This window comes from Zobellia barbeyronii, from assembly GCF_018603515.1.
In the GTDB taxonomy this organism is placed as follows: Bacteria; Bacteroidota; Bacteroidia; order Flavobacteriales; family Flavobacteriaceae; genus Zobellia; species Zobellia barbeyronii.
Map to the genome: position 1 here is coordinate 1,038,981 of NZ_JACATN010000001.1, position 21,974 is coordinate 1,060,954.

21 protein-coding genes are annotated in these 21,974 nt (G+C 37.4%); 13 read left to right on the forward strand and 8 right to left on the reverse strand.

The genetic code is table 11. The features are described 5' to 3' along the window. Positions 1 to 55: 55 nt before the first annotated feature. Entirely contained in the window at positions 56 to 1,132 is a 1,077-nt protein-coding gene (locus HW347_RS04200) for a mechanosensitive ion channel family protein (RefSeq protein ID WP_214610665.1), read from the reverse strand. 262 nt (positions 1,133 to 1,394) lie between these two features. Here HW347_RS04200 and hemH point away from each other — a divergent pair, with 262 nt between their 5' ends. Then, positions 1,395 to 2,426 carry a ferrochelatase gene (gene hemH / locus HW347_RS04205; protein ID WP_214610666.1) on the forward strand — a complete coding sequence of 344 codons (1,032 nt, stop codon included), beginning with the start codon at positions 1,395 to 1,397 and terminating at the stop codon, positions 2,424 to 2,426. A 42-nt stretch (positions 2,427 to 2,468) separates the two neighbouring features. Next, complete coding sequence (locus tag HW347_RS04210) at positions 2,469 to 3,857, forward strand: MATE family efflux transporter (protein ID WP_214610667.1); 1,389 nt, start codon at positions 2,469 to 2,471, stop codon at positions 3,855 to 3,857. Between the two features lie 36 nt (positions 3,858 to 3,893). On the opposite strand, the gene HW347_RS04215 is transcribed toward HW347_RS04210, so the two are convergent. Together HW347_RS04215 and HW347_RS04220 are read right to left on the reverse strand one after the other, a co-directional pair. Further along, complete coding sequence (locus HW347_RS04215; RefSeq protein ID WP_214610668.1) at positions 3,894 to 5,222, reverse strand: alpha/beta hydrolase family protein; 1,329 nt, start codon at positions 5,220 to 5,222, stop codon at positions 3,894 to 3,896. Between the two features lie 59 nt (positions 5,223 to 5,281). Continuing rightward, the gene (locus HW347_RS04220) at positions 5,282 to 6,097 is read right to left on the reverse strand and encodes an EcsC family protein (protein WP_225901805.1); all 816 of its coding nucleotides are present in this window, start codon (positions 6,095 to 6,097) and stop codon (positions 5,282 to 5,284) included. 148 nt (positions 6,098 to 6,245) lie between these two features. On the opposite strand from HW347_RS04220, the gene HW347_RS04225 reads away from it, so the two are divergent. From HW347_RS04225 to HW347_RS04255, 7 genes are all read left to right on the forward strand, one after another. After that, positions 6,246 to 6,929, forward strand: coding sequence for a TlpA family protein disulfide reductase (locus tag HW347_RS04225; RefSeq protein WP_214610669.1), 684 nt, complete (start codon positions 6,246 to 6,248; stop codon positions 6,927 to 6,929). A gap of 76 nt (positions 6,930 to 7,005) precedes the next feature. Beyond that, positions 7,006 to 7,548: a CopD family protein gene (locus HW347_RS04230; protein ID WP_214610670.1), complete on the forward strand. Its 543-nt coding sequence runs from the start codon at positions 7,006 to 7,008 to the stop codon at positions 7,546 to 7,548. A 158-nt stretch (positions 7,549 to 7,706) separates the two neighbouring features. Next, positions 7,707 to 9,116 (forward strand): sensor histidine kinase, encoded by a 1,410-nt coding sequence (locus HW347_RS04235; protein ID WP_214610742.1) that lies wholly within the window; start codon positions 7,707 to 7,709, stop codon positions 9,114 to 9,116. Positions 9,117 to 9,163: 47 nt separating this feature from the next. Beyond that, a complete protein-coding gene (locus HW347_RS04240; RefSeq protein WP_214610671.1) occupies positions 9,164 to 9,943 on the forward strand; it encodes an enoyl-CoA hydratase/isomerase family protein in 780 nt (259 codons plus the stop codon). A gap of 22 nt (positions 9,944 to 9,965) precedes the next feature. Further along, the gene (locus HW347_RS04245) at positions 9,966 to 11,516 is read left to right on the forward strand and encodes a hypothetical protein (RefSeq protein WP_214610672.1); all 1,551 of its coding nucleotides are present in this window, start codon (positions 9,966 to 9,968) and stop codon (positions 11,514 to 11,516) included. Between the two features lie 57 nt (positions 11,517 to 11,573). After that, the gene (locus HW347_RS04250; protein ID WP_214610673.1) at positions 11,574 to 12,647 is read left to right on the forward strand and encodes a PA0069 family radical SAM protein; all 1,074 of its coding nucleotides are present in this window, start codon (positions 11,574 to 11,576) and stop codon (positions 12,645 to 12,647) included. A 372-nt stretch (positions 12,648 to 13,019) separates the two neighbouring features. Beyond that, the gene (locus HW347_RS04255; RefSeq protein WP_214610674.1) at positions 13,020 to 14,429 is read left to right on the forward strand and encodes a glycosyltransferase; all 1,410 of its coding nucleotides are present in this window, start codon (positions 13,020 to 13,022) and stop codon (positions 14,427 to 14,429) included. Between the two features lie 126 nt (positions 14,430 to 14,555). Here the strand turns inward: HW347_RS04255 and HW347_RS04260 are convergent, their stop codons facing one another. From HW347_RS04260 to HW347_RS04275, 4 genes are all read right to left on the reverse strand, one after another. Next, positions 14,556 to 15,980 (reverse strand): Gfo/Idh/MocA family protein, encoded by a 1,425-nt coding sequence (locus HW347_RS04260; RefSeq protein WP_214610675.1) that lies wholly within the window; start codon positions 15,978 to 15,980, stop codon positions 14,556 to 14,558. 75 nt (positions 15,981 to 16,055) lie between these two features. Next, the gene (locus tag HW347_RS04265) at positions 16,056 to 16,739 is read right to left on the reverse strand and encodes an HD domain-containing protein (RefSeq protein ID WP_214610676.1); all 684 of its coding nucleotides are present in this window, start codon (positions 16,737 to 16,739) and stop codon (positions 16,056 to 16,058) included. Then, positions 16,739 to 17,482 (reverse strand): lysophospholipid acyltransferase family protein, encoded by a 744-nt coding sequence (locus HW347_RS04270; RefSeq protein ID WP_214610677.1) that lies wholly within the window; start codon positions 17,480 to 17,482, stop codon positions 16,739 to 16,741. Before HW347_RS04270 ends, HW347_RS04265 begins: the two co-directional genes overlap by 1 nt. Before the next feature lie 86 nt (positions 17,483 to 17,568). After that, positions 17,569 to 17,979, reverse strand: coding sequence for a BrxA/BrxB family bacilliredoxin (locus tag HW347_RS04275; protein ID WP_038237079.1), 411 nt, complete (start codon positions 17,977 to 17,979; stop codon positions 17,569 to 17,571). A 203-nt stretch (positions 17,980 to 18,182) separates the two neighbouring features. Here HW347_RS04275 and HW347_RS04280 point away from each other — a divergent pair, with 203 nt between their 5' ends. From HW347_RS04280 to HW347_RS04295, 4 genes are all read left to right on the forward strand, one after another. Next, a complete protein-coding gene (locus HW347_RS04280) occupies positions 18,183 to 18,920 on the forward strand; it encodes a TerB family tellurite resistance protein (RefSeq protein WP_155595174.1) in 738 nt (245 codons plus the stop codon). Between the two features lie 58 nt (positions 18,921 to 18,978). After that, complete coding sequence (locus tag HW347_RS04285; RefSeq protein WP_214610678.1) at positions 18,979 to 19,563, forward strand: HupE/UreJ family protein; 585 nt, start codon at positions 18,979 to 18,981, stop codon at positions 19,561 to 19,563. A gap of 125 nt (positions 19,564 to 19,688) precedes the next feature. Continuing rightward, on the forward strand, positions 19,689 to 20,138 hold the full coding sequence (locus HW347_RS04290) for a deoxycytidylate deaminase (protein ID WP_214610679.1): 450 nt from the start codon (positions 19,689 to 19,691) through the stop codon (positions 20,136 to 20,138). A 2-nt stretch (positions 20,139 to 20,140) separates the two neighbouring features. Then, positions 20,141 to 21,766: a S41 family peptidase gene (locus HW347_RS04295; RefSeq protein ID WP_214610680.1), complete on the forward strand. Its 1,626-nt coding sequence runs from the start codon at positions 20,141 to 20,143 to the stop codon at positions 21,764 to 21,766. Here HW347_RS04295 and HW347_RS04300 read toward each other — a convergent pair. Next, complete coding sequence (locus tag HW347_RS04300; protein ID WP_214610681.1) at positions 21,763 to 21,969, reverse strand: hypothetical protein; 207 nt, start codon at positions 21,967 to 21,969, stop codon at positions 21,763 to 21,765. The two genes, HW347_RS04295 and HW347_RS04300, sit on opposite strands and share 4 nt — an antisense overlap. Positions 21,970 to 21,974 lie beyond the last annotated feature (5 nt).

Here is a 21,974-nt window from a genome sequence, read left to right on the forward strand (position 1 = left end):
GTGCAATATATCCCTATAAACCGTTAAAATAAATATTGGTTTTAAGGTATAACGGCTATTTTAGGGTAGTATTTTCTGGAGCTTCCATATTTTCTAAACGTAGTCTTGTACGGGGTAGACTTTCTGGATAATTCTGTTGTAAGAAGCTTATCAATTTTTCACGAACATGAACTCTAAGGTCCCAAGCGGTAGAGGAATCTTTGGCACTCATTAGTGCTCTAATTTCAATATGGCTCGCCTTGGAATCTGTTACCTGAATATTATTTACTTCGCCATCCCAGAGAGGGGTGTTTTTTAGAACCTTAGTAAGTTCTTCTCGTAGGGTATCAAGTGGAACAGAATAGTCAGTGTACAAATAGACCGTGCCTAAAATATCAGCTGAAGATTTTGTCCAGTTTTGAAACGGTTTTTCAATAAAATAGGTAGTAGGCAGTATCAAACGTCTCTTATCCCAAATTTTTACTACAACGTAGGTAAGTGTAATTTCTTCAATTCGGCCCCACTCACCTTCAACCACTACTACGTCATCTAATTTAATGGGTTGAGCAATGGCAATTTGAATTCCGGCTAAGATTGTAGCAAGCATTTTTTGAGCCGAAAAACCAATGATAATACCGGCAACCCCCGCCGATGCAAATATGCTTACGCCAATTTCTCGAATGCTATCAAAGCTCATAAGCGCAATACCGCAGGCAAGGATAATGATAATGAAAATGACAATCCGTTCCAATATATTAAACTGTGTAGCTACTTTTCGGGCGCGCAAATTGTTTGCGGTATTCATGTCATAAGTATGCATGACATGCTCTTTTACCATTTTAATCACTTGTATGATAAGCCAAGTAAGAGCAAAAATAAAAAGCAGGGTACTGGCTTTTCTAAAGTAGTATTCAAAATGATTAAGACCCAGAAGTTGCCTTAAAGAACCCATTCTCAGTAATATGGAAAATAGGATAAGAACAATAGGTGTACTGACTTTTTTTACTGAAGAAGGTGGGATTAAATATTTTGGGTTTTTTCCAAACCTTCTAAGTATTTTGAGTAATACAAAATAGGCGACCAATAAAACGGCCAATGACCCTAAAAGTAAAAGAAGGGATTTATAGTTTTCATTAAAAAAATCGTTCAACATAACAAATGGTTCAAGGGGTAATATTAGTCTGTTTTTTAAATTCAAAAGTTCTAAATCGCTTATATAATTGATGTTATCTATAACAGCATCAAAAAGTATTTTGATAACATGCACTTTAGATAAGTTTCAAGGCTTATTTTTGTTAAAATAATACATTTGCCCAAGTAAATGGGCATTTGAAGATAGCCATATTCACGTAAAGCCGAAAGTTCTGTTCTGTGAAATAGCTTGTCTTACAAACCAAAAAAAGTATTGCTACACTATGAAAGGAGTTTTATTGGTTAATTTGGGTTCTCCAGACAGCCCTACAGCAAAGGATGTTAAGCCTTATTTAGATGAGTTTTTAATGGATGAACGCGTGATCGATGTGCCTAATTGGTTACGTAATATTTTGGTTCGTGGAATTATTCTACAAACCCGTCCAAAAAAATCTGCTGAAGCTTACGCCAAAATTTGGTGGGAAGAAGGTTCTCCATTAATAGTCCTTTCAGAGCGGTTTACCAATAAGGTAAAAGAACAATCAGATATACCAGTAGCTTTAGGAATGCGCTACGGTAGCATGCCTATAAAAGGTGCTTTGAAAGAATTAAACGATAAAGGTGTAGATGAGGTTTTACTAGTTCCTTTGTATCCGCATTATGCCATGTCATCTTATGAAACGGTAGTAGTAAAAGTTATGGAAGAGCAAGAAAAGCTTTTCCCGAACATGAAATTGACTACGCTACCTGCTTTTTATAAAAATCCAGAGTATATACGTGTTCTTTCAGAACGGATTGCCGAAAGCCTTGAGGGTTTTGATTATGACCATATTCTGTTTTCATATCACGGTATTCCAGAAAGACATATTCGCAAGTCAGACCCAACGCACTTTCATTGTAAAATAGATGGTAAATGTTGCCAGACGAACTCTGTAGCACATAATACGTGTTATCGTCACCAGTGTTTTGATACGACCGAATCTGTAAAGGCATATTTGAACCTTCCTGCGGATAAAGTGAGTAACTCTTTTCAATCGCGTCTTCCTAATGATCCGTGGTTAAAGCCATACACAGATTTTGAATTTGAACGTTTTCCAAAAGAGGGTATAAAGAACCTTGCAGTCATTACACCGGCATTTGTTGCCGATTGTTTAGAGACGCTAGAAGAAATTGCCATGGAAGGACAACATCAATTTCAGGAAGCGGGTGGTAAAGAATACAAACATATACCATGTTTGAACGAAAGTGATGCATGGGTAAAGGTTATGGCCAATTGGATTAAAGACTGGCAAAAAACGGGTGCTTTGCCCGCGTAACAGAGTAGTAACCGCCTGTACAACGTCAATAATTGATTAAATATGGCTAAAGTATCCGCAGAACAATTAGGGTCGGAACCAATAGGGAAGCTTTTGGTGAAACAGGCCTTACCAGCTTCTATTGGTATTTTGGTGATGTCGCTCAATATTTTGGTCGACTCCATTTTTGTTGGCAACTGGATTGGCTCTATTGCCATTGCAGCTATAAACGTAGTGTTGCCAGTTTCCTTTTTTATTGCAGCATTGGGGATGTCTATTGGTATTGGTGGGTCTAGTATTATTTCTAGAGCACTTGGGGCCGATGACCACGCCAAAGCCGTAAAGACTTTTGGTAATCAAATCACTTTAACTTTATTGATTACTACTGTAATGGTAGTGCTGGGGCTTTATTATGTTGATGAGCTCATACCTGCTTTTGGAGGGAAAGGAACCATCTTTGAGCCTGCAAAAATATATTATACCATTGTACTTTATGGAGTGCCTTTCTTGGCACTTTGTATGATGGGGAATACGGTAATCCGTGCAGAGGGAAAACCCAAATTTGCTATGATTGCCATGATTATCCCATCTATTGGTAACCTTGTAATGGACTACGTGTTCATCTATATATTTGATTGGGGAATGGAAGGTGCCGCCTGGGCTACGACCGTTGGGTATGTTCTATGTGCGGCCTATGTACTTTACTTTTTTCTATCGGATAAATCGGAACTGAAACTAAAACCTGCTTGTTTTAAACTGGAGTTGCCCATTATAAAAGAAATTGGCTCCTTAGGATTTGTTACATTATCACGGCAAGCAACTACCAGTGTAGTTTATCTTTTAATGAATAACATCCTTTTTGATCTTGGAGGTGAAGCTATGGTTGCTGTTTACGCAATTATAGGTCGTATGCTTATGTTTGCTTTGTTTCCGGTATTTGGTGTTACCCAAGGGTTTTTACCTATTGCTGGATTTAATTATGGGGCAAAAAAATACCAAAGGGTACGAAAATCTATTAATACGGCAATTAAATATGCTTCGCTCTTGGCAGCCATTGTGTTTGTTGGGCTTATGATTTTTCCTCAAGAAATTGCATCGTTGTTTTTAAGTGATAGAGCAGGGCAATCGGCAATTGATTTAGCAGCTAATGCTTACGTTTTAGAGCACATACCTTTAGCTATGCGCTTGGTGTTTGCAGCAACTCCTATCATTGCTTTGCAGTTGATTGGTGCAGCCTATTTTCAAGCGATTGGAAAGGCAATACCAGCATTGTTACTTACCTTATCTAGGCAAGGTTTCTTTTTTATTCCGCTTATATTAATTTTGCCCAATTACCTGGGAGAATTGGGAGTTTGGCTTTCTTTTCCGATAGCAGATGTTTTGGCTACCATTGTAACCGGTTTCTATCTTAGAAAGGAAATAAAGAATACTTTAGTCGAAGAAGAGACATAGATTCTGCCTCTTCTCGACTTATAATTTTCAATCTTATTATTGTTTCATATTCACTCCTGCAGCTTTAGCATGTCTAAGTTCCATACCTGTTGATGACCTAGGCTTGAAGCCGTTCCAATCTTTCTCATTAGATTCTACAGGAACGTCTAGATACTGGGCATAGTCGGCACCTTTTAAGTGGGTTCCCAAAAATGCAGTAAGAAAGTGTTGGTTGATGTTATTGATTTTTCGCTGATCCCAAGAAGGTTCGGCATATCTGTAATATTCATCAATGTGTAATCCTGGTTGAAGAGCCTCTGCTGGCGGAGGGTTAGGAGCTACATTATGTCTCGCATTCTTATAAGTTAGTAAGTATCGATCTGCATTAACAGCGCCTTCATAAATTGCTTTGATACCTTTTTCATAACCAGATATATCATCTTGGTCACCAGCCACAAATAAAGTTGGCTTTTTTAAACCAGCTAATCCCGTAGCGTCCCAAACACCACGTTCCATTCCCCAAGGAGCAAAAGCAACAACTGCTTTAATTCTAGGGTCTATTTGTTTTTGGTATTCTGCGTTACTGGCAGCTAAGGCAGAAATTGCTGTGCTACCACCAGTCATTTGTCCAAAGAAAGCCGTCATACCGTCACTGTAGCCTGCGCCGCCAACATTAAGTACACCATAACCTCCCATAGAATAGCCAACGATACCTATATTTTCGGAATCTACCATTCCTGAAAGCTGGTCTTTTGATGAAGAACCCCCTTTTTCGGCAATAGTATTAATTACAAATTTGATGTCTTTTGCACGGTTAAGTAATGTACTTTGAAAAGCGTTGGCATCTTTAAAGGTTGAATCCGTATGGTCTATAGAAACCACCACATAACCTTTTGAGGCTAAATTTTCGGTTAAGTAGGTCATAAGATACCTAGAACCTACGTATCCGTGTGATACTATTATTAATGGATATCCAACCTTGTTAGCTTTTGGTGCTGCATCGCGATAAGCCCTACCTTTAAAAGAAAAAGGAACCAATGGGCGTAATGAATCACCTCTGGTACCCATTACCTCTTCATAGGAAACTGTAGCTGTTTTATTTGCCGGAGCTTCAGAAGGATACCAAACTTCTATGGTAAGTGCTCGGTCATACATGGGGTCTTTACCTTCCTTTGAGTTTAAAATATCTACTTGGTCTTTATGGACTAGGTTAAGTGTGCGTACTCCAACGGTGTGGTCTCCTCGTTCTGCTAGTTTAGGAGCATCTGGGAGTGCATCGCCATATAAAAAATCTTGGGCTTGAGTTGTGAATGTTGCGCATAAAAACAGTAATGTCGCAGTAATTTTTACGTTTGCCTTTCGGGCAAAGGGGACTTTAATTTTCATAGTGTTGAAATTGAGTTGAGTCTAAATGTAATGAAATTACATAAGAAATTTATGAGGCATTAGATTTTTGCAATAGACATTTCTTCGTATTCCAATCTAATTTGTTCTTCGCTGTATTTGCGTTCCAAACGTCTAATACTGAAATGTGCGTGAGCCATATTTTGAAAGTGATCAATGAAGGCAAGATTAATTGTAGCACCACCCGCTGCGCCTATTATGGGTATGGCTTGGGCTACGAATTTCTCCGACACTTGTACGCTGAATCTAGAAGCCACTTGGGCTATTAATTGCAATAAAGGGTTGCCCGTAGTATTCAATAAGGTAGTTACCGTTTTGCCGGCAATTCCACTAGCCCCTTTTACTGCAGAGCCAATAGCTATTTTTGTTGCATAATAACCCGTATCTAAATTATCATCATGTTTACTTTTTCCGCCTAGGGCAAAAACTTGTAGACAGGCCAACTGTGAGTCTAGTGAATTTAAGTCTTCTCCTTCACTACGCGCAATATCCATAATGGAGCGCATCATGAGTTTGGTAGCTAGTGTAAGGTCTACAGCAAAAGCACTTGCACCTAAAGCTCCTCCAATAGCACCAGATGATGTTACGAGCGCTTTATAAAAATTATTAATAGGTGTAGTTTTTGCTTTTTTATTCATTGAAAGCAAATTGGTCTTCACTACCGTATGGAGTACTTTATAAGTAATCTGCTGTAACCAATTACGTTGCTTTTGTGGTAACAGTTGAATGCGACTTTCTATAACATTGCCCATCTTGTTCAGACCTTGCATTGCCCAACCTATTTGTTCCATTTTTTGCTTGGCAGAACGGAGCGTTAGCAAATCTTCTGGCGTCAGTTTATTATTTGTGATTTTCAAAGCGAGTGTTTTAATATATGGGCTGCTCTAAAATAAGCATTCCTGCAATTTATTGGGTTAAATGGACTAACTTTTATAATAACTTCATTTTCCCTATATTTAGAGAAGACGAACAGCAAAACAGAACTGTTCTGACCATAAGCCAAACATGAAAAACCTCCATTATTTCTTAGTATTTAGCATACTATTACTCTCCCAACAACTTGAAGCCCAAAAATTTTTTAAAATAGCAAATGATGTAGTAGACGAAGCTACATTTAAAGAAGGCTTAGCACTTATTGCAGAAGAATACGATCCGCAAATCGTTACGTATAAAACTTTTGAGCGTGTAACCTCAAAAGATAGTATTATAGAGAATATTTCTATAGTTGTTCTACAAGAGGATGAGGAAGAAGAAGTTTATAGGGTATTTGATTTTTTAGGAAAGCCTTTACCGGATTTTGAGTTTAGTGACGTAACCGGAAGTTCTATTTCAAAACAGAAATTTTCAGGAAAATACACTGTAGTAGGGCTCTATAAAGATGCGGCACAAGTAAGAAAAGCACATATAAAATCTTTGAACGCTTTGGTGAATACGGGCGAATACAATGCTGTAGCACTCATCGCGAAAAACGGAAATATGGCTGGCATAGCTAAGAGAGCAGATTTCCCTGTTCTGAACGAATGTATCTCATGGTATATTGATAATATTTCAATCCCTGAATCGCCAAAATTTCTTGTCTTGGATGAAACTGGTAACCTGAAGTATATTTTTCAAGAATTTCCACAAAAGGAGGATGTTATACAGCCTTTAGATCCGGTCCACTTGAAGATATATGATATTCTTAGATAGAAACCTTACCATCTTTTAGGGAGGATATTTCTTGTTTTCCCTAACTTTGAGGTCATAATACCTAAAGTTAGAATTCGTGTATCAATACATAAAAGCATTACATCTTATTTTTGTTATTACGTGGTTCGCCGGGTTGTTCTATATTCCTAGATTATTCATTTATCATATTGAAGCTGCTGCTAAACCTTCTCCTGAAAAAGAAATTCTTACCAAACAGCTGAAGCTAATGACCAAAAGACTTTGGTTTATTATAACATGGCCATCTGCTGTACTCGCAACTGGTTTTGGTATTTGGTTATTAATTCTAACACCGGTTTGGCTACAACAACCATGGATGCATGTAAAACTCGCATTTGTAGTGTTATTGATTATTTATCATTTAAAATCGCATCAAATTTTTAAACAATTGCAGCGCGATGAGGTTAAATACAGCTCTAAGTTCATGCGTATCTACAACGAGGGAGCTACTATTATTTTGTTTGCCGTAGTGTTTTTGGTGATTCTAAAAAGTGCCTTTAATTGGATTTTTGGAGTCATCGGTATTATTGTTCTAGGCATTCTTCTGATGCTAGGTATTAAATTGTACAAGAGAATTAGGTCTAAGAACCCTGACGCATAAATAATTATTCGTCTTTCAAATTATTTTTGACACATTAAGTTGAACCATTTTAACGAGCTAATAAGCGTGCATAGAATGGCGTGATATTTGCTACCTTTGATGTAAACTCCAGTCTTTTGCTTACAAAATTTTCGCTAAGGTCGCGCATCTTCCTATCTATGATCCTTCTTGTGGTCGTGGCTTCTATTTTGATTGCTGGCGTTACTGTTTATCAGTATAAGGAACAGTCAGAAGATTACCATTCAAACCGTTTAGAGCGTAAAGAAGAACAGGTAAGGCAGAGTTTGGAGTACGTTCTAAAGAAAACTACATATCCTGTAACTACCGAGAATCTAGGGTTAATTTTTAATGAAGAGATTTATGAGATTGCCAATGTGCAAAATCAGCGATTGAATATCTATGATCTAGAAGGACAACTAATTAAAACCTCTAGAGCGAAATTTGAAGTTGATTCTATTTCAAATTGTTTGAGTCCATATATATTATTCAAACTACAGTCTAGCTCAAATAAAAGGTTTGTAGATCAGAAAGCATTGGCCGGGGATAATTATAAAGCTTCCTATACTTATATCACTGATAAACGATTTAAACCAATTGGTATTTTAAATTTACCATATTACGAAGATGACTCGTTTAACAACATGGAACTTAGAGAGTTTCTATTGCGATTGGGCGGGGTTTATTTTTTTATGTTGCTAATAGCCATTGGTTTAGCTTATTTTATATCTACATATATAACTCGTTCACTTCAGACTATATCGGATATGCTGGATAGGACTAATCTAGGAAAAAGCAATCATAAAATATTGATTGATAATCCTAGTGAGGAAATTGAGAAATTGGTGACTTCATATAATGCTATGATCGATGAATTGGAGCATAGTGCCGTAAAGTTGGCCCGTAGTGAAAGGGAACAAGCTTGGCGAGAGATGGCGAAACAGGTAGCTCACGAGATTAAAAACCCGCTAACTCCTATGCGACTTACAGTTCAGAGTTTTGAACGAAAATTTGACCCACAAGACCCAAATATCGACACTAAAATTGCCGAGTTCTCAAAAACACTCATTCAGCAAATAGATACTATGAGTAGTATTGCCTCTGCCTTTTCTAACTTTGCGGAAATGCCAGCTCAACAGAATGAAACGGTAAACATAGTTGAAATTGTACGTTTGGCATTGGACATTTTTAATGAAGATTACATTCATTTTATTTCGGAGGAAAAAGAAATTATTACGAAATTAGACCGTACCCAATTAATACGGGTAGTTACTAACTTGGTTAAGAATGCCATACAGGCGGTTCCGGAAGTTGATAAGCCCCAAATTGTAGTGTCAGTTTCGTCCGACGGGGATTTTGCTAAACTTTGTGTGGCAGATAACGGTATTGGTATTGAGGAAGGGTTTAAAGAAAAAATATTTGAACCAAAATTCACCACAAAGTCAAGTGGAATGGGCTTAGGTCTAGGTATGGTTAAAAATATTGTAGAGACTTACAAAGGGCATATCACTTTTACATCGCAACCAGGAAAAGGAACGGTGTTTTCCGTTAAGTTTCCAATTGTGAAATAGGTTTAGACAGAAATAAGGAACAATATATACTACTCAAAAATCGCTATATGAAATTCAATAATGTTTTGGTAGATGATAAGCAATCTACTGCCATCGTAACCATTAACCGTCCCACAAAACTGAATGCTTTAAACCGTGAGACTATTCTTGAACTCCACGATGCGTTTAAAGCTCTAGAGGCTGATAAATCTATTAAGGTCATTATCTTAACTGGTAGCGGCGAGAAGGCTTTTGTAGCCGGCGCGGATATTTCTGAATTCTCTGACTTTTCAGTAAAAGAAGGCGGTAAATTATCTGCGAAAGGGCACAAAGTTCTTTTTGATTTCGTAGAAAATCTTTCTAAGCCTGTTATCGCTGCAGTTAATGGTTTTGCTTTGGGTGGAGGATTGGAACTAGCTATGGCATGTCATTTTAGAGTGGCGAGTCATACAGCTAGAATGGGTCTTCCTGAAGTGTCTCTTGGTGTTATTCCTGGTTACGGAGGTACACAGCGTTTACCACAGCTAATTGGTAAAGGCAGAGCTTTTGAACTTATAATGACAGCAGGAATGATCGATGTAGAGCGTGCATTGGATTATGGTTTAATAAATCATGTCGTGTCCCAAGAAGAGCTAATTGGGTTTTGTCAGAAGTTGGCAAGTAAGATATCGAATAACTCCCCTGTTGCGCTCAGTTATGCAATAAAAGCGGTAAATGCGGGTTTTAAGAACAGTAATGGATATGATGAAGAAATAAAGGCTTTTGGTGCTTGTTTTGGTACCGAGGACTTTAAGGAAGGTACCTCCGCCTTTTTAGAAAAGCGGAAGGCCAATTTTCCTGGCGAGTAACATGTCCGCTTAAAACCTACTTATGCGAACCCGAAGAAGCCTAATAGCACTGCTGTTTTTGGCTACCCTAACTTTTTCAAATGCACAGGATATTCCTGTAGACTATAAGCTTGGAGAGAATTATTCCGATAGGTATAAATATTCTACCGTATTGGCAATAGACCGTTCCGCTAAAGAACAGACCGTACTGGTACGAACGTATTATGGTGGTATGCCGCTAAGGGCAAAAGGCCATTTTATTGAAGTTTATGATACCGAACTTAATTTGGTAGCCGACTATAATTATAAATATGCCGGTAAACATATGGTAGACGGTTTTGTGAAAAATGGTCAGCTTTATTTGTTAGAGTTGGTTTATGATCACAAAGACGAGGCCTATAACTATGTAGTGCACCAGAGTCCTTTGGACGAGTTTAATTTTACCGAAAGAAAGTTGCTTTCTATTCCTTCCAAAGAAGTCATAAATCCGCTTGCAGTTAGTAAATACAATCAAAAATTTGGCAACGGATTTTCAACAGCAACTCATTTTAATGATGACAGGTCTGCTTTTGCAGTAACGGTTCACCACAGGGAAGGGAAAGAAGAGAAATATCATATCTATCTTTATGGAACAGATTTAAAACTTCAGTTGGACTATGATTTTAGCGCCAATATTGAGGAAAAGAACTATGCTTTTGAAAATATTGAAGTTTCAAAAGATTTAAAGGAATTGTACTTAATGGGGAAAGCCTTTTTTAAGAAAAGAAGGTTTGACGTAAAGGAGAGAAGATTTCAATATGAATTGGTTCGTATTACCCAAGACGGTTATAAAACCCAAGAATTTGCAGATGCCGGACGGTTTTCAGAATCCTTAAAACCAGTATTGTCGGGTAACGATATGAAAGTGGTAGGTTTCTATGCAGATAGAAAAGATAACAGATACAATGGTTTAGTTTATTTTAATTTGGATGCTAATTCATTGGCTATTAAAGCGAAAAAATACAATCCATTTTCAGATCAGTTTATGTTGGATAAATTTGGTCGTGAGGTAGATGCTGAAATCAAGAACCTTATTTTTAAGAGCGTTCATATTACGCCTAACAATGATATTCTCTTCAGTGCCGAAGAGTATTTTGTAACAGCCGGACAAGACATTGGATCAGGAGCTACCAAAAAAGTAGATCGTTTTCATTACAATGATATTGTGTTAGCAAAGCTGAATGCTTCGGGAGCAATGGAATGGGCTCGTAACATCAATAAGGCAGAGGTAACCCAAGGTGATGCTTCTTACGCTTCCTATACAGCTTATGGCGAGGGTGAAGACATGTACTTCTTCATTAATTCTGGTGAAAATCCGCAGAAAATGAGCAAGGAGCGAATCTTGTTCAAACAAGGGTTTAGCAGGAACCCTAACATGTTCGTTATTAAAGTGGATGGCTCCGGCGACCTTTCTTACAAGAAATTGATTGACGATAAAGATGTGAGATTACCTATCATGGTATCTAGACCTTTCATAGATGATGCTTCTGACCACCTTTTGTTTTATGCCAAACGTGGAACAAAAAAGCAATTGGTAGAAGTGACTGTTAAATAGCAATAGTCTCTATTCAATATTGGATTATTTCCATAAATTTGGAATAAATCCATTCAATTGAAATCTGAATCATATATAAAGGGCTGTGGTGCGCAACAAAACATTCACAATAAATTTCTTCAAAACGTCTATGAAACCCGAGACGATTTTCTTGAATTTTGCCGCATAGAAGGAGAGAAGGCAGATAGGAACAAAACGCAGTACATTCCTATTTTTCCAAAGACAATAGTCAATAAAGTGACCAGCCCAGATGTTGGTATGCAGTATTCCATGAATCCTTATCAAGGTTGTGAACATGGTTGTATTTATTGCTACGCTCGTAATACCCATGAATTTTGGGGCTATAGTGCCGGATTGGATTTTGAGCGAAAGATTTTAATTAAGAAGGATTCTGCCAAATTACTAGAGACTAAATTGAAGAGTAAACGCTGGGAAGCGAGAACCATTGTGCTTTCAGGCAATACGGACTGTTATCAACCAGCAGAGAAAAAGTTTGAAATTACCCGTGATTGTCTCAAGATTTTTCTGAAGTACAAACATCCCGTTGGCATCATAACAAAAAATGCTCTGGTACTCCGCGATTTGGATATCTTAAAGGAACTAGCCAAAGACCGATTGATTGGGGTTAATGTTTCGGTAACCTCCTTATCCGAAGAAACCAGACGAATTCTTGAACCCAGAACTACTACCATTAAAAAGCGATTGGAAACTATTCGCATATTATCTGAAAATAATATTCCCGTAAATGCTATGTTGGCTCCCATAATACCAGGAATCAATAGCCATGAGATTATGAATTTGGCAAAAGCCGTTTCTGATAATGGTGCAAAATCATTCGCTTTTACTGTTGTCCGTCTCAATGGCGCAATTGGTCAAGTTTTTACTGATTGGATTCATAAAGCCTTACCGGACAAAGCGGACAAAGTGTTACATCAAATTGAAGAATGCCATGGAGGCTCTTTAAACGATAGTCGGTTTGGTGTTCGCAGTAAAGGTGAAGGTAAGATTGCTACACAAATTCATGATTTGGTGCGTCTGGCGCGGCACACTTATTTTAAGAACAAGTCTTTTCCTCCGCTCAACCATGAATTGCATGAGCAATTTAAAGATGGGCAACTACGATTTTTTTGATAGCTATCCTTTAATAGGTTCTTTATTGCACCCATTTCCTGCTTTAATTCTAAATCTTCACGGTATTTGTCTTTCCTCATTAGTTGGCAAGCCATCAGTAGGTAACTTTCACATAATGGGCTTTTTATAGATTATTGTCACATAAATGAGGTTAATCTATTTTTAGTGTAATCTCATCAATGCCTTCTAAAAATTCTGAGATCCGTAAATTTTAGATACTGATATTATTAATAACTGCCCAGGGAGGTGTAATGGCTGGTATCCTCATAATCTTAGGGTTTTTTGAGCATGTTAAATTAATATCAAGTAAACATCCGAAAGGGATTAGATGACGTATAACAGGTTCAGAACATCAATATCAAATACCATTATATGAAACAAAATACCACATTAAACATACCAGCTTCTCCTAAAAGAGGCTTAGTTCACAAATTCAAAGTTTTTATAGAGACTGCCAATGCCTGGGGCATTTTTGTTATGGGAAGCACTTTTGTCCTAATGATAGGTGCAGCTTATATGTCTTATATTTTAAGAAGTGATTTAACTGAGTTTAACTTAGAGCGTTCTACTTCTTACTTCGGTCAGGCATTTATGTATTTGGCCATCAGTCTTTTTGTTTTTAAAGCAGTATTTTTTCTTTTTATCATTTATAGATATTTCAGATATAAGGCAATCAAGTCTGTTTCAAATGAAGAATTACCAACGGTTACAGTTATTGTACCAGCTTACAACGAAGGCAAACAAGTATATGATACTTTAATTAGTTTGGCTGAGAGTGATTTTCCACATGAAAAGTTAGAGTTATTATCTATTGACGATGGTAGTAAGGATGACACTTGGCATTGGATGAAAGAAGCAAAAAAGGTTTTGGGTGATCGTGTAACGATTTTTCAACAACCAAAAAACATGGGGAAACGCCATGGTCTATATAGAGGATTTAATGAAGGTAAAGGTGAAATTTTTGTAACTGTAGATAGCGATTCTATAGTAGACAAGGATACGCTACGTAATTTGGTTAGCCCATTTGTGGTAAACGAAAACTGTGGAGCGGTTGCTGGAAACATTCGTGTTCTTAATAACGAAAAGGCATTACTTCCAAAAATGTTGGATGTGAGTTTTGTTATGAGTTTTGAATTCGTAAGATCTGCTGAAAGTTCTTTAAACTCAGTATTATGTACTCCGGGAGCTTTAGCAGCTTACCGTAGAACTGCTGTTTTTAACTGTTTAGACCAGTGGATAAATCAAACTTTTATGGGGCAGCCTTCAGATATTGGAGAGGATCGCGCTATGACAAACATGATTTTGAAACAAGGATATCATGTTTTGTTTCAAAGAAACGCATATGCTTATACTAATGTTCCTGAGCAGTATACTGGTCTTTACAAAATGTTCATTAGATGGGGTAGAAGTAATGTTCGTGAAAACATTGAAATGTCTAAGTATGTATTTACAAACTTTAGAAAAGGATCAAAATTTGGACCAAGGTTGTTGTTCATAAGCCAATCCATTAAAATATTAATGAGCTACCCATTCTTGTTCTTTATGTTTTTCTTTATTTTGACCCACCCACTTTTGTTCTTAAGCTCTACGCTTTTTAGCATATTGATATTGTCAACATTCCCAGTATTGTTTTATGCAAAACGATATAATTTTAAAGAATCTTTTTGGGCATATTCATATAGTATCCTATTCACTTTTGGGTTGTTCTGGATTACTCCATATGCTATTGCAACAGCAAACAAAAGAGGTTGGTTAACTCGTGAGTTACCAGCAAAAAAGTAATTGATATTTAGTAATAATATATACCGAGAATGGTTTTGATAATCCGTTCTAAGTAAAAAGTCCCGTAGCAATACGGGACTTTTTTTGTTTCAACTTAAAAGAAACAATTTCAATAAATAGCTTACTTTATTTCAATTCCCAACCTTTACGATACTTGCCTTTAACCCAGTCGTTGGCAAGGTCCCAGTTGGTAACATTCATATTGGCGCCATCCCAAAGAATTTTTCTTCTTCCAGGGTATTCAAAAGGATCCCAGTCCCCTATTTTTTTGCCAGCTTTCAGTTTTTTGTACTGAAATGCTTTAATGGCCAAGTTGCCCATTAATACAGCTTCCGTTAAAGGTCCTGATCTTTTGAAGTCTGATGAGGTCTCAGTGCCATTTAAGCAACCTTCTACAAAGTTTCTCTGGTGACCATCTACATCACCATCAATTCTACCTAAATAAGGCGTAGGCGCTTTAAACATATCCATGTTTTGGCTTGGTAGTAATCTTGCGTTTCGTGAGTAGGTGTCCGTAACTAAAATACCTTTGGTTCCGTAAAAGACAGAACCACCACCACCATCACCAATAGTTTCGCCATCTGCCAATTCATCCGGTAAATCAGGCATAAGTCCGCCATCATACCAGTTTAGTGCAATATCACCATGTTGTTCCGTGTTGAATTTTAACCTTACGATTGAAGATGCAGGACATGATTCACTATAATCAGCTTCCACAAAATCGCCAACCCAATTGGTAGTACAGCTAGCTTCAGCTTCGGTGGGATATCCTAAGTTAAGTACGCTAAAAGGGGTTTCCATAATGTGGCATCCCATGTCGCCAAGGGCTCCAGTTCCAAAATCCCAGAAACCTCTCCATTTAAAAGGAAGATAGGCTTCATTGTAATCACGTTGTGCAGCAACTCCTAACCATAGGTCCCAATCAAGACCTTTGGGAATAGGTTGTTTCTCCGTAGGTGCAGGAACACCTTGTGGCCATACTGGACGGTTGGTCCAGCAATCTACTTTATATACTTTTCCGATAATTCCAGAATCTATCCATTCTTTTGCTTCACGGCTACCGTCACTAGAAGCTCCTTGGTTCCCCATTTGAGTTACAATGCCATGTTCTTTGGCAACTTGGGTCATCATTCGTGCTTCGTTGATATTATGCGTCAACGGCTTTTCAACATAGGCATGTTTCTTTTCACGCATAAAAGGCAGTGCAATAGAAGCGTGCATATGATCTGGTGTTGCCACCATAATCGCATCTATTTCGCTGAGGTGCTTATCATAGACCTTTCTATAATCCTTGTATCTTTTTGCCTTCGGATATTTTTTATAAGTGTCAGCCGCTCTTCTGTCGTCAACATCACAGAGTGTCACAAATTTTACTTTACCGGTTCCGTCTAGCCCTTGCATAACTCCCGATCCACGACCACCAACACCAAAAGCGCCCACATAAAGGGTGTCACTAGGTGCAACATGGTTCTTGCCCATAACAAAACTTGGTACGATGGAAAATACGGCAGAGGCCGCTGCGGCATTCTTGATAAATTTTCTTCTTTGCATCTTCAAAAATTGGATTAAGGTTCTGAACTTGAAGGTACAAAAAAAAGTGAGGTCGCAGATGTGATTTTTAGCAGGTTAAAGTGTGAACCCTGTGTTTGACACTAGTGGGTCCCATTCTTTGTAAAATTGTTTAAGGAAATCTACCATATATTGGTGACGTTCTTCGGCCAACTTTGTGCCAGTTTTGGTATTCATTTTATTCTTAAGTAGAAGCAGCTTTTCATAAAAGTGATTAAGCGTAGGAGCGCTGGATTTTTTATACTCCTCTTTGCTCATTTTTAAATTGGGAGCAATTTCAGGGTTATAAAGCTCTCTATTTTTGAATCCACCGTAGTTAAAAGCTCTAGCAATGCCAATAGCACCTAAAGCATCTAGCCGGTCTGCATCTTGAACAACCTCTAGTTCTAAAGATGAAAATTTCTCTTCCTCAGTTTTTTCAAGTGAATTTTTAAAAGAGATATTTTCAATAATCTTAATGACGTGGTTAATAGTCTCTTCGTTCACCTTTAAATCGCCCAAAAATTGTTGTGCGAGTTTTGGCCCTACAGTCTCATCACCATTATTGAATTTTGCATCTGCTATATCATGTAATAGGGCGCCAAGGCTAACGACCAATTTGTCTACTTTCTCTTCTTTTGCTATTAAGAGCGTATTTTTAAAAACTCGTTCTATATGCAACCAATCGTGCCCTCCTTCGGCTCCTTTTAAAGTTTCTTTTACAAAAGCAATGGTCTGCTCTACTATTTCGGTGTCTGTCATTATTTTGATTTGAAAGAGGTGATACCTGAGATAACTTTTTGTTCGGTTTCAGCTAAAACAGCATCAAAATTGGAATTGACTTCAATGGGCTCGTGTACTTGAAAGGTAATGTGGTTGCCAATGCCATTTGGAAACTTCCCGTATTTGAGCATTTTCCATGAATTATTAATACTTATAGGAACTACTAAAGCAGAAGGTGAATTTTTCATAAGTAGTTTAAGCCCAGTTGCCTTAAAAGGTTTAGGATGACCAGTGCGACTCCTTGTTCCTTCAGGAAATATGACGGCACTTCTTTTATGCTCTTCTATATAACGGCCCAGTTTTGCAATTTCGGAGAGAGCTTGTCTACTATCATTCCTATCAATAAGAACAGAACCTCCGTGACGTAGATTATACGAAACACTAGGTATGCCTTTGCCAAGTTCCTTTTTGCTGACAAATTTTGGGTGATGTTTTCTCATGAACCATACAATAGGCGGTATGTCATGCATACTCTGGTGATTTGGAACAATGATTAAAGGCCTATCTGTTGGAATATCATATGGGTTATTAAAGTCATAAGTGGTACCCAATATATGCGTACACCGCATAAGAGATAGATTAAGGAAGGCTACGCTCATCCTATGGGCATTATACCCAAAAATATTAAAACAGACCCATTGAATAGGGTGAAATACCAAAAGACATAATCCAAAGAAAATTATGTAAATGAAAGTAAGTGGGTATGCCAATAGCTTTTGCATAGTACAAAAATAAAAAACCGCTTCACAGGGAAGCGGTTTTTTGTATTCTTTTATACTCTCTTATTAAGAGAAGTGTTTAAACAGTTCTAGCAGAACTCCTCGTAGGCACCAACAAGGTTCTCAGCAATCAATTCTGCTGGTCTACCTTCAATGTGGTGACGCTCAATCATATGAACCAATTCGCCATCTTTAAAAAGAGCCATACTTGGCGATGATGGAGGAAAAGGAATCATAAGGTTTCTAGCTGTATTTACGGCTTCAATATCAACACCTGCAAAAACCGTAACGATATGGTCAGGTTTCTTTGCGTTGTGTAAACTTAATTTTGCCGCAGGTCTAGCGTTTGCCGCTGCACAACCACAAACAGAATTTACTACAACTAAAGTAGTACCTTCTTTTTTGATTGCATTTTCGACTGCTTCTGATGTATGTAATTCTTCAAACCCAGCTGATGCCAAGTCTTGTCTCATAGGTTTTACCAATTCTGCGGGATACATATTTTTATATTTTATGATAGTTAACAAAGATACTTAATTTGTCTCGTTTAGTTGATATACTTAACTTTTCGTTAGCGAAAAGGTCTAAAATAGGTGCTGTTGATGGCGGTATTTGGCAACGATCATTCTTTAATCGCCTCTCTGTTTTTTTAGAAGCTTAGTTCTAAGCGCTTTTAATATCTTTGCCCAAATTTAGAAAAGGCATGATTAAATGGTTCGCGGCCATCGCAGGGTATTATTTTTTTAGGTTTCCAGGAGCAATTTTGGGATACTTGATAGGTAGCTTTATTGATGGTCTTAAGATTAGTGGTGGTGGAGGAGCGCAGTCTGTTTTTGGTGATATGACGCGTCAGAAAGTAACGCCGGCAGATTTTGAGCTGAATTTACTGTCTTTATGCTCTATAGTAATTAAGGCAGATGGCACGGTAAGCCAGCGTGAAATGGACTATGTGCGGCAATATTTTGTTAGCACTTATGGTAAGGACAAGGCTAATGCCATTTTCAGAACTTTTAATGAAATCAATAAGAAGCATGAGATTTCTGCCCAGCGTATCTGTACGTTTCTGAATCAGCGTACTAGGTATGAAGTTCGTTTGCAGTTGCTTCACTTTTTATTCGGTATTGCACAAGCAGATGGTTCTGTAAGTAATCCGGAAATTAATAAGATTCGTGAAATTGCAGGTTATTTACGAGTTAACCTTAGAGATTTTGAGAGTATTAAGGCCATGTTCATCAAATCGGTCAACAATGCATATAAAATTCTAGATATTGAAAAGTCGGCAAGTAATGACGAAGTGAAGAAGGCGTATCGTACGATGGCCAAGAAATACCATCCAGACCGCGTGAATACTGAAAACGAAGCTATTAAGAAAGGTGCCGAAGAAAAATTTAAGGAAGTACAAAAAGCCTATGAAGAAATTCAGTCCGAAAGAGGCCTGTAGTTAAACATGCGGACAAGGGTATTTTTAGTTCTTTCATCGCTTTAAAAAGCTATTCAAAATGCAAGAATTCTTTTTCTATATACAGATGGGTTTGGAGCATGTGCTAGATTTCAGTGCATATGACCATATTCTATTTTTAACGGCATTGGCCATTCCCTTTTCTTTTAAGACTTGGAAAAAAGTAGTTGTGTTGGCAACGGTATTTACTATTGCCCACTGCTTATCACTCGCCTTGAGTGCCTATGGTGCAGTAACGGTAGATGTTAGCCTTATTGAATTTTTGATTCCCGTGACTATAATGATGACGGCTAGCTTTAATCTCTTATACATGCGTAAAACGGCAACTACTCAAAATATGCAGGGTCATGTGCTGGCTACGTTGGTTTTTGGTCTCATTCACGGGTTTGGTTTTAGTAATTACTTTAGAATGCTAATGGCAGAAGAGGATAATAAATTAACACCTCTTCTGGGCTTTGCTACAGGTATTGAAATTTCACAAGTTACCATAGTTTTGTCCGTTTTATCGGTGAGTTGGGCTGTAATTGCTGCTACGAAAGTAAAGAAAGTGCTGTTCGTCGTAATTACCTCAATTTTAATTATACTTCTAACAATACCAATGCTCGTTCATACGTTTCCGCTTTAGTAACTAATTTATTTTCACTTAAAATTAACCCCTAAATATTGTTGGGCTTTTTGAAAGCAGGTATCTTAGTTGTATTGCAGGTAAGATAATTAGCACATATGTCTATTGTTGTATCTTCGCATTACATGAAAAAGTCAAAACAAGAAAAATACGATAAGGCATATTTACGCATGGCCCAGGAGTGGGGTAAACTATCGTATTGCCAACGTAAACAGGTTGGCGCAATAATCGTAAAAGATAGGATGATTATATCTGATGGGTACAATGGTACACCAACAGGTTTTGAAAACATTTGTGAAGACGATGAGGGATATACCAAATGGTATGTTTTGCATGCGGAAGCAAATGCAATAAGTAAAGTAGCCTCTTCAACCCAGTCATGTGAGGGAGCAACGCTTTATATTACACTTTCTCCATGTAGAGAATGTAGTAAATTAATACACCAGTCAGGTATAAAACGAGTAGTATATAAAAGAGCTTACAAGGACGATTCTGGATTACAGTTTTTAGAACGTGCCGATATAGAATTAGTGCATTTACCGGAAATTGAATCTGCGGTAGACGAGTCAAAATAATTATGAAGAAACAACAAAACTACATATGGCCTACCGTAATAGCTGCAGCACTTGCGCTAGGTATTTTTGTTGGAGGGAAATTGCATTTTGCAGATTCCCCGGAAAAACTCTTTACTACCAATTCTAAAAAAGACAAACTCAATAGACTCATAGATTATATAGATTATGAGTATGTAGATGATATTGATACGGATAGTATTGTAGACGTAACCGTTAATCAGATTCTTGAGAAATTAGACCCACATTCCGTTTATATTCCTAAAAACGAAATGGACCGGGTTTCTGAGAATATGAAAGGCGATTTTGTAGGTATCGGCATTAACTTTTACCCGTATAAAGACACAATTTCAGTAATTAGAACGGTACCTAAAGGTCCTAGCTATTTAAAAGGAATAAAAGCGGGAGATCGCATTTTAATGGCCAATAATGACACACTATATGGTAAAGACTTGGCCAGCGAAGACATTGTAGGTAAGTTGAAAGGAGAAAAAGGCAGTTCTGTAAAGTTGAAAGTCTTTAGGAAATCAGAAAATAAAACATTCACGGTCAGCGTAAAAAGAGATATTGTGCCTATAAAAAGCGTAGAGGCATACTATATGCTAACGGATGATATGGCCTATATTAAGGTGAATCGGTTTGCAGAGTCTACGTATAGGGAGTTTAAATCCGCACTATCAGAATTAATTAAACAAGGAGCTACTAAGTTAACCTTAGACTTAAGAGATAACCCTGGAGGTTACTTGGGTGTTGCGGAGCAAATGGCAGACGAGTTTCTAAAAGATGGAAAACTTATTCTGTTTACGAAGAATAAAAAAGGAAACATCAATAAGATATATGCTACCTCAAAAGGGAAGTTTGAGGATAAACCTATTTATGTATTAATCAATGAAAGGTCTGCATCTGCAAGTGAAATAATAGCAGGGGCTTTACAAGACAATGATATTGGTACTATAGTTGGTCGTCGTTCATTTGGTAAAGGTTTAGTGCAGCGAGAGATGGAGTTAGGAGATGGCTCTGCAATACGTCTTACGGTTTCTAGATATTATACCCCTACAGGTAGAAGTATTCAGAAGTCATATGAAAACGGAAATGAAGATTACTACAAGACATTCACAGATAGATACCATAGTGGTGAATTAGTTACTGTAGATAGCATAAAAGTGGCCGATTCCTTGAAGTTCACAACACCTAAAGGCAAGGTAGTTTACGGTGGGGGCGGAATAATCCCGGATGTGTTTGTTCCAATAGGTTCTAATGAGGAAGAAGCTGTAGAAAGTATGGATAGTTTTGGATGGCTTTCTTACTTTATTTTTGAGCATTTGGATGACGATAGAAAACGATACAATTCATACACCAAGAAAGAGTTCGTTACAGATTTTAAAGTAGACGATATTCTTTTTGAAAAATTTGTAGATTATTCAGTTCAAAGAAATTTAAGAATGAATTTCTATGAATATGAGGATAGTATTAAGCTTTACCTAAAAGCCGCACTGTCAGAACAGTTGTTTGGAGCTAATGTACACGCCCAAATTAAAAGCGCCGAAGATAAAATGTTACAGGAGGTGCTAAAGTTGGATAACCCTGTTTTGGAGCAAAAAGAAGCCGAAGTTATAGAGAGCAATAACTAATTACGTTGTTCTACTTTTTTTTGTATTTTTTTACTTGTTCTAAAAATCAAAATGAGCATTATAGCACAAAGTGAAGCCACAATACCAATTAAGGCAATAGTGCTATCTCCATTAAAAGGATTCTCAAAATCAATCATCGTTACATTATAAGCGATAAGTGCAATGGCTGCTATGACTATGATAATAGTTAGTGTCTTATTCATTTTTA

Bases quoted from the DNA above. Each gene is read 5' to 3' on its own strand.
- HW347_RS04200 (WP_214610665.1), bottom strand. From the start codon at position 1,132: ATGTTGAACGATTTTTTTAATGAAAACTATAAATCCCTTCTTTTACTT.
- hemH (WP_214610666.1), top strand. From the start codon at position 1,395: ATGAAAGGAGTTTTATTGGTTAATTTGGGTTCTCCAGACAGCCCTACA.
- HW347_RS04210 (WP_214610667.1), top strand. From the start codon at position 2,469: ATGGCTAAAGTATCCGCAGAACAATTAGGGTCGGAACCAATAGGGAAG.
- HW347_RS04215 (WP_214610668.1), bottom strand. From the start codon at position 5,222: ATGAAAATTAAAGTCCCCTTTGCCCGAAAGGCAAACGTAAAAATTACT.
- HW347_RS04225 (WP_214610669.1), top strand. From the start codon at position 6,246: ATGAAAAACCTCCATTATTTCTTAGTATTTAGCATACTATTACTCTCC.
- HW347_RS04235 (WP_214610742.1), top strand. From the start codon at position 7,707: ATGATCCTTCTTGTGGTCGTGGCTTCTATTTTGATTGCTGGCGTTACT.
- HW347_RS04240 (WP_214610671.1), top strand. From the start codon at position 9,164: ATGAAATTCAATAATGTTTTGGTAGATGATAAGCAATCTACTGCCATC.
- HW347_RS04245 (WP_214610672.1), top strand. From the start codon at position 9,966: ATGCGAACCCGAAGAAGCCTAATAGCACTGCTGTTTTTGGCTACCCTA.
- HW347_RS04255 (WP_214610674.1), top strand. From the start codon at position 13,020: ATGAAACAAAATACCACATTAAACATACCAGCTTCTCCTAAAAGAGGC.
- HW347_RS04260 (WP_214610675.1), bottom strand. From the start codon at position 15,980: ATGCAAAGAAGAAAATTTATCAAGAATGCCGCAGCGGCCTCTGCCGTA.
- HW347_RS04265 (WP_214610676.1), bottom strand. From the start codon at position 16,739: ATGACAGACACCGAAATAGTAGAGCAGACCATTGCTTTTGTAAAAGAA.
- HW347_RS04270 (WP_214610677.1), bottom strand. From the start codon at position 17,482: ATGCAAAAGCTATTGGCATACCCACTTACTTTCATTTACATAATTTTC.
- HW347_RS04275 (WP_038237079.1), bottom strand. From the start codon at position 17,979: ATGTATCCCGCAGAATTGGTAAAACCTATGAGACAAGACTTGGCATCA.
- HW347_RS04280 (WP_155595174.1), top strand. From the start codon at position 18,183: ATGATTAAATGGTTCGCGGCCATCGCAGGGTATTATTTTTTTAGGTTT.
- HW347_RS04285 (WP_214610678.1), top strand. From the start codon at position 18,979: ATGCAAGAATTCTTTTTCTATATACAGATGGGTTTGGAGCATGTGCTA.
- HW347_RS04290 (WP_214610679.1), top strand. From the start codon at position 19,689: ATGAAAAAGTCAAAACAAGAAAAATACGATAAGGCATATTTACGCATG.
- HW347_RS04295 (WP_214610680.1), top strand. From the start codon at position 20,141: ATGAAGAAACAACAAAACTACATATGGCCTACCGTAATAGCTGCAGCA.
- HW347_RS04300 (WP_214610681.1), bottom strand. From the start codon at position 21,969: ATGAATAAGACACTAACTATTATCATAGTCATAGCAGCCATTGCACTT.